Annotated in this window: 11 protein-coding genes; 2 read left to right on the top strand and 9 right to left on the bottom strand. The window is 28.9% G+C overall.

Annotated elements, in window-relative coordinates:
- Positions 1-20: 20 nt before the first annotated feature.
- The 7 genes from HNP63_RS03810 to murI all read right to left on the bottom strand — a co-directional run bounded on the left by HNP63_RS03810 (position 21) and on the right by murI (position 7,525).
- Complete coding sequence (locus tag HNP63_RS03810; RefSeq protein WP_183227248.1) at positions 21-1,748, bottom strand: V-type ATP synthase subunit A; 1,728 nt, start codon at positions 1,746-1,748, stop codon at positions 21-23.
- Between the two features lie 13 nt (positions 1,749-1,761).
- Positions 1,762-2,307: a hypothetical protein gene (locus tag HNP63_RS03805; RefSeq protein ID WP_183227246.1), complete on the bottom strand. Its 546-nt coding sequence runs from the start codon at positions 2,305-2,307 to the stop codon at positions 1,762-1,764.
- A gap of 9 nt (positions 2,308-2,316) precedes the next feature.
- Positions 2,317-2,916 (bottom strand): V-type ATP synthase subunit E, encoded by a 600-nt coding sequence (locus tag HNP63_RS03800; protein ID WP_004790537.1) that lies wholly within the window; start codon positions 2,914-2,916, stop codon positions 2,317-2,319.
- Between the two features lie 185 nt (positions 2,917-3,101).
- The gene (locus tag HNP63_RS03795) at positions 3,102-3,488 is read right to left on the bottom strand and encodes a hypothetical protein (RefSeq protein WP_004790655.1); all 387 of its coding nucleotides are present in this window, start codon (positions 3,486-3,488) and stop codon (positions 3,102-3,104) included.
- Between the two features lie 5 nt (positions 3,489-3,493).
- Complete coding sequence (locus tag HNP63_RS03790) at positions 3,494-5,830, bottom strand: endonuclease MutS2 (RefSeq protein ID WP_183227244.1); 2,337 nt, start codon at positions 5,828-5,830, stop codon at positions 3,494-3,496.
- The gene (gene rsgA, locus HNP63_RS03785) at positions 5,820-6,743 is read right to left on the bottom strand and encodes a ribosome small subunit-dependent GTPase A (protein WP_011600833.1); all 924 of its coding nucleotides are present in this window, start codon (positions 6,741-6,743) and stop codon (positions 5,820-5,822) included. Before rsgA ends, HNP63_RS03790 begins: the two co-directional genes overlap by 11 nt.
- Complete coding sequence (gene murI / locus HNP63_RS03780; protein ID WP_004790410.1) at positions 6,740-7,525, bottom strand: glutamate racemase; 786 nt, start codon at positions 7,523-7,525, stop codon at positions 6,740-6,742. Before murI ends, rsgA begins: the two co-directional genes overlap by 4 nt.
- A 161-nt stretch (positions 7,526-7,686) precedes the next feature.
- On the opposite strand from murI, the gene asnS reads away from it, so the two are divergent.
- Both asnS and HNP63_RS03770 read left to right on the top strand, forming a co-directional pair.
- Complete coding sequence (gene asnS, locus HNP63_RS03775) at positions 7,687-9,075, top strand: asparagine--tRNA ligase (protein WP_048830501.1); 1,389 nt, start codon at positions 7,687-7,689, stop codon at positions 9,073-9,075.
- A gap of 22 nt (positions 9,076-9,097) precedes the next feature.
- Complete coding sequence (locus HNP63_RS03770; protein WP_004790646.1) at positions 9,098-9,619, top strand: hypothetical protein; 522 nt, start codon at positions 9,098-9,100, stop codon at positions 9,617-9,619.
- Here HNP63_RS03770 and HNP63_RS03765 read toward each other — a convergent pair.
- Both HNP63_RS03765 and htrA read right to left on the bottom strand, forming a co-directional pair.
- Positions 9,616-10,209 carry a phosphoribosyltransferase gene (locus tag HNP63_RS03765; protein ID WP_004790170.1) on the bottom strand — a complete coding sequence of 198 codons (594 nt, stop codon included), beginning with the start codon at positions 10,207-10,209 and terminating at the stop codon, positions 9,616-9,618. The two genes, HNP63_RS03770 and HNP63_RS03765, sit on opposite strands and share 4 nt — an antisense overlap.
- Positions 10,210-10,339: 130 nt before the next feature.
- Entirely contained in the window at positions 10,340-11,764 is a 1,425-nt protein-coding gene (gene htrA / locus HNP63_RS03760) for a DegQ family serine endoprotease HtrA (protein WP_004790474.1), read from the bottom strand.
- Positions 11,765-11,778: the final 14 nt, after the last annotated feature.

Genomic DNA, 11,778 nt, shown 5'->3' with positions numbered 1-11,778 from the left:
TATATATTTCTCCAAACCCCCTAAATTACCTTTTTAAAATTTACCAATGCACTCAAAGTATGCTCTAATTTATTAAACTTAGAATCTTTAAAAGAAGAAAGATTCATGTCTAAAAGATTTTGCCTTAATTCATTTATAAAATCTCTTGCTTGAAGCTTATCAGAAAACTCGAAATTGGTTTTAAGAATATTATAAACTATATCAAACATATAATTTTGACGCTCTGAATTAACAGCAGCATCAATAGAATCAAATGAATTTTGTTGTAAATAGCACGAATCAAGCAGTTCAGATTTCAAATAAATTAAAAAATCCTCGTTACTTATTCCCTCTTCCCCAACAACTTTCATCATTTGATTAATTTCGTTGCCTTTTACCAAAAAAGATCTTACATATTCTGTCTTTTTGGAATCAATAACACCTTTATATTTACTCCAAGATTCAAGAGGACTAATAGCTGGAAATTTCCTAGCATCAGACCTTTCTCTTGTAAGCCCGTGGAATGCTCCTACAACCTTTAAGGTTGCTTGAGTAACTGGCTCTTCAAAATTGCCACCAGCAGGGCTTACAGAACCACCAACTGTCACAGATCCAATATCACCATTATTAAGAACTACAATGCCCGCCCTTTCATAAAAGGAAGCAATAACAGACTCAAGATATGCTGGAAAAGCCTCCTCACCAGGAATTTCCTCAAGGCGACCAGACATTTCTCTCATAGCTTGAGCCCATCTTGAAGTTGAATCTGCCAAAAGAAGAATATCAAGACCCATCTGCCTATAATACTCACCAATAGTAATAGCAGTATAAACAGAGGCTTCTCTAGCTGCAACTGGCATTGAAGATGTATTACAAATAATACAAGTCCTATCCATTAAAGATTTGCCAGTTTTTGGATCTATCAATTCGGGGAACTCCTTAAGAGTTTCTACTACTTCACCTGCTCGCTCACCACAAGCTGCAATAATTACTATATCAACATCGGCATTTCGACTTGTAACCTGCTGAAGAACCGTTTTTCCAGCTCCAAAAGGACCTGGAATGCAAAAAGTTCCTCCTTTAGCTACTGGAAAAAATGTATCTATAATTCTAGTTTGAGTCAACATAGGCTCACTAGGGATAAGTCGTTGCTTGTAATTAGTAATAGGAATTTTAACAGGCCAATGGAAAGACATTGTAATACTATGCCTCATACCAGAATCATCTTCAATTACAGCAATTTGCTCATCAATTGAATAATCACCATCATTTACAATCTCCACAATTTTATAAGAATCTCTTTTATAAAATGGAATCATTATTTGGTGGTGAACAGTTCCTTCAATTACAAATCCCAAAAAATCTCCTGCAATAACGCTATCTCCAACTTTGGAGGTTTTTTTAAAATTCCATTTTTTATCTTTGTTTAAAGGCCTTAAATACACTCCCCTTTCTAAAAAAAATCCACATTTAATAGCCAGTTCAGGCAAAGGATTTTGAAGCCCATCATACACTTGAGTTAAAAGACCTGGTCCTAATTCAACTGTTAAAAGCTTATCTGTAAATTCAACTAAATCTCCAACAGATATTCCTTTTGTCAATTCAAAAACTTGTGCATCAACTTCATTCCCTCTAACACGGATTACTTCTGCTTTTAAATTTCTACCACCAGTCTTTACAAATAAAACCTCATTCATAGAAACTGAACCTTCTACCTCAATAGTAACTAAGTTTCCATTTACTCCAACGACTTTTCCTTTTGTATTCATTAAAATTCCTTTTCTAAACTTTTTCATTAGTTTTATCAATTAAATTTTGACAAATATTGTCAAAATTTTGAATACCTAATTTTTCTTTAAATAAACTATGCCTTAAAAATAACTTTAACTTTAAAAAGTAAATTATTACTTTCTCAAAATCAAATTCATGACCAACCTCAAGATCAGTCAAAAATTGCCACTTAAGAAGGTCAACCCCCAATTCTATTTCAAAAGAATTTTCTTTCAAACAAATATTTCTCAAAATACTTAGATAATAACTTGAGAAATACACAGATTCTAAATAAAAATCCTTAGACAATCCCAATTTTTCTGCCCTTAAAGCGGCAAGTGTATATCTTATTGTATCTTCAAAATCAAGAAAAAGATCAACAACCCTTGATTTACCCTTATCTGCCTTAAATTCTAGCAAGCTTTTTAAAAAATTGAAGTCCTTTTCGCTTAAAGAAATCTCAACATTATTCAAAAAATATGACACACTATAATTTTTTAAAGATTTTAAATCAAGATAAGGCAAAGAAGATAAAACATAATAATATGAATCCAACACAAAAGTCTCCTAGACTACTTTTATAATTTCCTTAAATCTTGGATTAAGATAATCAAAAAGAATGTCTGCAACGGTTTCTGCTGAAAAATCATACTGCAAACCAATATTCTTTTTTTGAATCTTAAAACCTTTGCTTATGCCTTTGAAAGGTTTAATTTCTATCCCTTGTGCAAGCTTATTTCCAAGTTTTAATCTTAATATCTGTTCTAAGCTAGAAAAATCAGATTCATTTAATTGAACAACTAATTTTTCTTCTTTAGCCCAAGAATCCGTTATTTTAATTATAAGCTCTGCTAAGAAATTATTATCACTAAAAACTTCCACCACATTATCTTTTAACGTATTTTCAAAAAGAGATTTAAGATTCTTCTCAACGCCAATAATTAAATCTCTGATTGCCTGACGAGAAGCTTCAAGGGCATGGGATTTGTAATCATTAATTTCTTTTTCTGATTTCGCCTTTAATGCTCTAGCAGATTCTTCTGCTCTAGCAACTATTTCTTCTGCCTCTCTTTTAGCCTTTAAAATAATATCATTAGATACTCTCTCAGCTTCTTCAAGTCCATCTTTTTTAATTTTATTTATCAGATCCTTTACTTCAAATTGCATTAAAACTCCTTATCATATAACATAAAAATAATAACTTAACACTTATTAGTAAAAAAACTTTAAAAAAGCATACAATAATTTCTAATATCAAAAATTTTATAATATTAATAAAACACATCAAATTAACATAATAATGCTTCTTTAAAGAATATATTCATTCTCAATTATTAGAAATAATACAACTATTAAAAAAATTGCCCAATAATTTTATAAACATTGCCATCAAGCACTATGTCGAGATTTTTGCTTGGAAATTTATTTTTAAGCCCTTCTCTAAAGATTTCAATACCCCTTCTATTTATCTTATCCCAAAATTCACCATCAACAAAATTTAAAGTTAATATCTCAATAATAATCAAATAGCCTCTTCCAAACTTAGATCCATAGCCTGATGTAAAAGTTGTTGTAACGCTAAAAAGACCGTCCAATAGCCCGTTTGCAGCCTTACCCCTAAAAGGCCTATTGGGATGAATATCATAAGAATTGCCAAATTCATCTTCAAGCACAAAATCAACATCAAGACAAATGTTAAACAATACATTTTCAAATTCATTAAATTTTGATATATTCACTTAAATTAAATCTCAACTATAGTTTTTCCAGCCCCTCCATCACTAGGATGAGCAAAATAATATTTTTTAACAAACTTCAAGTCTTTTAACAAGCTGTGAACTTCCCTCATAAGATGCCCCTCACCTTTTCCATGAATAATCTCAAATTTATTAATGCCATTTAATATAATATTATCTATTTTCTTATTCAAAAAGTCTAGAGCATCAATAGCCCTCATACCCCTAATATCAATGGTAAAACTTAACATGTCTTCCTTATTATAATCAATTGAAAAGCTGAAATTTTTACTACCCTCTTTTTTATGCTCTGTAAAGTTTTCCAAAGATATCTCTGAGCTAGAAACACTAACATTAAAAGCACCTACATTAACAGTAATTTTCTTTTTAGAAATCCCGACTATTTTTCCTTTTGCATTAGAATTAACTATTCTAACCTTGTCTCCTATTTTAAAATCTGTGGCTACATTTCTCTTATTATTAAGAGAACTTACTTTATTTGACTTGAAATCTATATTTTTCTCCAAATCTGATATAAAAGCTTTATTCTTTGCAACATTAATATTGCCCTCTTTTATTTCTCTGACTAAATTCTCCAAAACTTTTCTTGAATTTTTTAAAAATTCATTCTGCTCATTTAAAAGCTCTATCTCAATATTTTTTTCTTTTAACAAAAGATCTTGGCAAATATTTTCTACTTCTTTTTTTTGCAATTCTATTTGGATTAATTTCTCATTCATGCTTTCTTTAATGAAAAGCAAATCTTTCTCTTTCTCTATTAATCTTTCTAAAATTTTATTAACTTCTGTTTTTTGAGATGAATAAATTTCATTAGCACGAATTATTATATTGCTGTCAATCAAAACTCTACTAGCAACATTAAACGCATAACTTTCACCAGGAATGGAAAAAATTAAATCATAATTGGGCTGCATTGTCTCTAAATCCATTCGCATAGAAGCATTAATAACACCTTCATGGGTATACGCAAAATATTTAAGAGCATTATAATGAGTTGATATTAAAACATAAGAATTAATACTAATTAAATATTCAAGAATTGAAATAGCAAGAGCCTGCCCTTGATCAATGTCTGTTCCTGAGCAAAATTCATCAAATATTATAAGGCTATTTTTTGTAGCATGTTTTAAAATATAAGAAATATTACTCATATGGCTTGAAAAAGTTGAAAGAGAATTAGAAATTGACTGTTCATCACCAATGTCAATAAAAATGTTGTCAAAAATTTTAAAAGTGCTAGACTCACTAACAGCAATAGGAATCCCAAATTGAAACATTGCACTAAGCAGTCCAATTGTCTTTAAAGTTACAGTTTTTCCACCAGCATTAGGACCAGTAATAATTACAACACGATTTTCAATAGGAGTAAAAGTTATTGCCTTTGAATCCTTTAACAAAGGATGATGTGCATCAAAAATATTTAATACATCTGAAATCTCAGGAAATACCCCTTTAGTTTCGATTCCATAAATAGCTCGTGCTTTTAAAGAATCATAATACAAAAAATTATTATAAAGATTATCTAAAAAAACAATGTTACTATGAACTTTACTAGAAAGATTTTGTAAAACTTTCAAAATTATTCTTTTTTTTTCTAAACTCAAATAATTTAGTCTATTGTTATCATTTACAATATCATTTGGTTCAATATAAAATGTTTCACCTGATGAGGAAATAGAAATAACATTACCCTTAATTTTACTTTTAAAATTAGACTTAAGAGCAAGAGTATATTTATTTGATTTATAATAAACAAAATTAGAAGCCAAATATTCTACATTCAAGCTAATTATTTTTTTTATCTGCTTTTCAACTCGCCTATTTAAATTTTTAATTTCAAATTCAATCGAATCATATTCTTTTACAACACCACTTTTCAATTCAAGAGTGTCAAAATCTATATATTCTTTCAATTCACTAAGCAAATTTTTTAACTCTGGACTTAAAAATAATAAATCAGACAAAATATGAGCATTAAAATACTTGGTATCACCATTTTTATCCAAAAATAAATTTATTCTTAAAACCTCATCTAAAAACCTCACAATATCTCTTAAATTTTCAATAGAAACTCTTGAATTTTCTTTTGATAATAATGAAATGGGATATTTCAAGCTATTTATAAAAGAGTTTGGATATCCTTTACAAGTCTCAAAAAGCATTCTAATAAGATTTACAAAGGAAAACATTTTTTCTAAACTTTCTCTTGTTTTTAATATTTTTTGATTATTTAGTAAATTAACAGTATCTGGATTAGAAACATATTTGGATACTAAAGATAAAATTTCATAAAAGTCAATATTTTTTAAATATTTATCTTGCATAATTTTTATAATTTTTAAGCTCTGACAAAATCTTTAAATAGCTTTCGTACCTAAGTTTAGAAATACCATTACCTAAAGAACTAATAACAGAACAACAAGGTTCGCTAACATGTAAACAGGATTTATATTTACAAAGACTAGCAAAATTTTCAAACTCTTTAAAATAATACCTAAGATTTTCAAAAGGTAATGTTTCAATTCCAAACTCCTTTATTCCGGGAGTGTCAACTATTATACCGCTCTCAGAATAAAATGATATTGCATAAACGGTAGTATGTTTTCCTCTAGAATACTTATGTGAAATTTCATTTACTGATTGAGAAGCTTTTGAATCAATTAAATTTATTAAAGAAGATTTACCAACACCAGATTGACCAATAAAAGAAGTTCTTGAATTTCTCAAAACCTCTTTTATTTCTTTAATGCCCTCAAAAGTTTTAACAGAGGTTTTTAAAACCTTGTATCCTAGATTTTTATAAATTTCAGAAAATTCTTCAACCCTTTGACTTATTCCTTTATCAATTTTATTAATCACAATAATAGGAACAATATTTTGCTCTTCTGCAACAACAAGAACTCTGTCAATAAAAAAATTTTTCATCTCAGGGAAGTTAGCAGAATTTACAATCAAAATGTTATCAATATTAGAAACAATCGTCTGCCTAAGATCTGCTTTTCTGTTATAACGCCAAAGAATATTTTTTCTACTTGCTCGCTTATCAATGTACACTTTACGAGAACCATAAATATACCCTAAGACTATATCCCCCGGAACTAAAGGACTATACTCCTTACAACCTGTTTCTAATACCTTCCCCTTGAAAATTCCTTCATAAATTAATTTACTTTTAAGTTCTAAAATAGAATATATATTATTAACTCCCCAAATAACTTCAAATTCAAGATAATTCAAACTATCATTCCTTTAAAGTGGAGATTATATTTTTTGCAAAAATTTTGATAAAAAGTCAAATTTTCATTCTTAGTTAAATAAAACTCGTCTACAAAGTCGATATTATTTTCATAATAGTCACTTTTGTATTGAGGAAAATTCATTGATCTAATAAGACTTTGTACCACTAATTCACGATTCTCATAAACAGGAATTTTTAAAAAATCTTCTATCATTGTCTTAAGATGTAAATAATGTGTACATCCAAGAAAAACAATTTCTCTACCGGTATTTACAACTTCGGATTTTAAAGCTTCCAAACATCTCAGAGCATCTTTTTTATACTTCTTCCCATATTCAACAAAATTGACAAGCTCTCCAGCAGCTTTTACAATCAAATCCTCGTGCATATTTACTTGATCCTTAACAAATTTGCTTTCAAGGGTAGTGTTTGTTGCAATCAAAAGCACTCTTTTTAAAGCAAGATCTGAAATTGAACTTACCTCCGGCAAAGTATAGACCACTGGAAAAACAAAATTTAATTTATTGTATACACTAACAGAAATTGTATTACAAGCCAAAATTAATGCACTAATGTTATAGATTTTTTTAAGTTTCTCAATTAAAAACAGAACTGCTTCTAAAAGATATTCTGAACTCTTCTCCCCATAAGGAAAATTTTTATTATCAGCAACATAAACATATTGATACCCCCCCTCTACTTTACTTTTAATATATTTAAAATAAGAAAGTCCCCCTATCCCTGAATCAAAAACAATTATTACTTCTTTGAAATTTTTCATTACAAAATAATAATCACCCCTAAAAAATAAAGTATAAATATTAACAAAGTTAATTTCAAGAATTAAAATAATAAAAATTATTGAATGTTTTTTAAAAAAAGTTTTAAACTATATTAAAATTAATTTAGCAATATTAATAAGTATTTGGGGTGATAAATAAAATGTTTGCAAGCATTAAAGATATTTTAGAAAATCCAATTTTAAACAGCAATGTTACAATAAATGGCTGGATTAGAACTAAAAGGAGTAATGGTAAGATTGGATTTATAGAAATTAATGATGGCTCAACGCTTAAAGGAATTCAAGCCGTAATAAATGAAGAAGAAAATCAATTTGACGAGAAAGATCTAAAAAACCTAACAACAGGAGCAAGCATATCGTTAACGGGCCTATTAGTGGAAAGTCCTGCAAAAGGGCAAAATTATGAAATAAAAACATGTGGTTTTAATGTAATCGGAGAAGCAGATCCAAAAACTTACCCATTGCAAAAAAAAAGACATACTTTTGAATTTTTAAGAGAAATCCCCCATTTAAGAATACGAACTAATACATTTGGAGCTGTAGCCAGGGTAAGAAGTAAAATTTCATACAAAATTCATGAATATTTCCAAAAAAATGGTTTTTTTTATATTAATACACCAATAATTACATCAAATGATGGGGAAGGTGCTGGAGAAATGTTTAGGGTTTCCACACTGAAATTTAATAAACCAAACAATGACCTTGGTAATATTGATTTTAAAGATGATTTTTTTGGCAAAGAAGCTTTTCTTTCTGTCACTGGTCAATTGCATGGAGAAGCATATGCAATGGCTTTATCTAAAATATATACATTCGGCCCAACATTTCGAGCAGAAAATTCTAACACCACACGCCACGCTTCAGAGTTTTGGATGATAGAACCAGAAATGGCTTTTTACAAGCTTAACGACAATATTACCCTAGCAGAAGATCTCTTAAAATATCTTTTAAGTTCAATTTTAAACGAATGCTCACAAGATATGGATTTTTTAGAAAATTACATTGAAAAAGGACTAATTAAAAAACTAGAAAACGTAATAAATTCAAATTTTGAGGTTATTACCTATACTAAAGCAATTGAAATTCTTGAAAGCTCAAAAAAAAATTTTGAAATAAAACCTTACTGGGGAATAGATTTGCAAACAGAGCACGAGAGATTTTTAACAGAAGAGACTTTTAAAAAACCAGTAGTGGTCATTGATTATCCAAAAAATTTCAAAGCATTTTACATGAAAATAAATAAAGACAATAAAACTGTCAAAGGAATGGATGTACTTGTTCCCAAAATTGGAGAGATTATAGGGGGAAGCGAAAGAGAGGATAACTTACAAAAATTAGAAAATAGAATAAAAGAATTAAATTTAAACATTGAGCATCTAAACTGGTATCTTGATCTAAGAAGATTTGGTTCCACTCCTCATTCCGGTTTTGGACTTGGACTTGAAAGATTTGTGCAATACTCAACAGGAATATCTAATATAAGAGATTCAATACCATTTCCAAGAACTCCTAAAAATCTTTATTTTTAACCGAACGAAAGGAAACAAAGAAATGAGATTAACAAAACTATACAAATTAATACTACTCTTTCTTTTTGTAATAAGATTATTTCCAGTAAAAGACGGAAAATTAAACAATAAATTAGAATTATTTTCAAACGTAGAAACAAAAATAAAAAAAAATTCTAAGATTCACGATTCAAACTCGAACTTCAAAAAGACCAAAAAAGAATCGATTTTAAAAAAAAATACAAACGGTGAAAAAAATGTAAATTCCAATATATACATACAAAAGTCTAAAAAAATTAATTACCCCAACAAGAATTTAAGCAATAACACTAATCAAAAAACTGCAAATAATGGGAATTATACAACAAATCATTATGTTAAAGTTTATCCTAGCTATAAAAATGATAACTTTGAAGCAATTAAAAATATAAATAAATTCCCAGTTAAAGCCGAAAAAACTCATGCGCTAATCGGCCCAATATTAAAAGATAATCTGGGAATAATAATTAAAATATTAAAAACAAAAGGATACAGTTTAATAGAATACATAGAGGACAATAATTAAGATTTATTTTTTGCCAAAAATTTTAAAATCTCATTAAGCTCATCATCTATATATTCAAAACTATTCTTATATTCACTTTCATTCAAACCTGTCAGCTCATGATTCCCATAATGAATCCAAGTATTTAATTCTTCTCGGTTAGAATATTTATTAACATAATAATCAGGAATATAATCCACAAATCCATGATCCTTATAATCGTAAACTGCTATTTTAACATTTTTATTTTCTATGCCCTTTTTTAAAACCTCACCTCTCAAATAAACAATAGTACGACCCGTATCAAAAATGTCATCGACAAATAAAACCTTATCGCCTGCCCTTAAATATTTTGGGTCATAAGTCCAACCATCTATCATTATCTTTTTTTGCTCATTAAAAATATCATAAGATCTAGCAACAACAGCAGCATATAAAAGGGGTTTATCTACTTTTACAAATTTAAAAAATTCGCTAATAATATTGCCAAGATAGGCTCCTCCCCTCAAAGAGACATACATAATATCTGGAATAAATCCATCTTTATAAATTTTATAAGCAAGCTTAAACCCATTAACTCTTATCTCTTCATAAGAAATATATTTTTTCATAATTTAAACTTATTTCCTTCCCAATAACAATAAATTTTATTTAATCAAAATATTTATTTGCAAAGTAACACATAAATACATAAAACAAAAAAAGGGCTAAGATCAACTCTTAACCCAAAACTAAAACTTACTAAAACGAAATTTTAAAAGAATCGTTTCCTCTTAAAATGTTATAAGTATTTTTTCCAATCTCAAGAGCATCATAAAATTCTCTTAAATTAGAAACACTTTTTGAATTTACAGAAAGAATTACATCTCCTGATTTCATCTTAATATTTGATGCTAAATTTTTATCAATATAATCAACAACAACGCCTTTAGTCCAATTTCTTAAATTAAGCTGAGCTTTAATATCTTCAACTAATGGATACACAACAAAACCTGGAAACATTTTTGAAGAAGAAAGCTCTTTGTCCTTGGGTCTAACAGCAAGAATAATCTCAATATTCTTTTTAACATTACCTCTTAAAATTTCTACATTGATTTTCTCACCAGCATAAAAATCGCTAATATATGATGTAACGTCTTGAAAAACACTCATGGGAACTCCATTAACCTTCACAATAATGTCTCCCGCTCTAAGCCCTGACTTAATAGCAGGTGAACCTGGATAAAGAGAAGCAATAATTGCAGCTGGAACATCATCACCTTCAACCCCCAAGCTTTTTAACACTTCAGGATCTCTTGTCTTTAATGGGTAAAAAGAAATTCCAAGCCATGCTGATTCAATTTTTTTACCTTTAAGGAAAAAATCTACGGTACTTTTAATATTGTTAACAGGAATTGCAAAACCTAACCCAATATTTCCACCAGAATTTGAAGCTATCCAAGCATTAATCCCAATAACTTCACCTTTTGTATTTACAAGAGGTCCACCTGAATTACCTCTATTGATTGCAGCATCAGTTTGAATAAATAAATTTCTTGATTGTAAATTAGGATTTGCAGAACGTTGCAATCCACTTACAATACCTGCTGTAACTGTAAAACTAAATTGAAAAGGGCTACCTACCGCCATAACCCAATCACCTATTTCAAGCTTATCACTATCCCCAAGATCAGCCACTTTAATAGTTGCATCATCACTTTCAAAGCTAATAAGCGCAATATCCTTTTTTTCATCTTTGCCAATTAACTTAGCCTTATGCTTTTTCTTATCATAAGATACAACTTCAAGTTCAGTTGCCTTATCTACTACATGACTATTGGTAACTACATAAAATAATGATTTATTTTTGGAATCTCTACCAATTATTACTCCAGACCCTGCCCAATTGCTTTTTCTCTCAGAATCAAATTCTGGCATATCAAAAAAGAAAAATGGAATAGGAAAACTCTGCTTAATTACCCCTGTTGCATGAACTTCTACAGATGATGGTAAAATTTTCTTGGAAACTTCTCTAAAAGAGTCTTGCAAGGTTTGTACTGTATTACCCTTTTCTTCTGCAAAAACAATGTTACTTCTATTAGAATCTAAATAATGCATCCCAATAAAAAACCCAATACCCAAAGCTAAAAAGCTAAGAATAAATCCAGAAAAAAACTTTTTTTCCACTTTCATAACCTCCA

Origin of the sequence: Borreliella afzelii (assembly GCF_014202295.1) — a bacterium.
Classification (GTDB): Bacteria; Spirochaetota; Spirochaetia; order Borreliales; family Borreliaceae; genus Borreliella; species Borreliella afzelii.
This window is presented reverse-complemented; position numbering and strand designations above follow the sequence as displayed.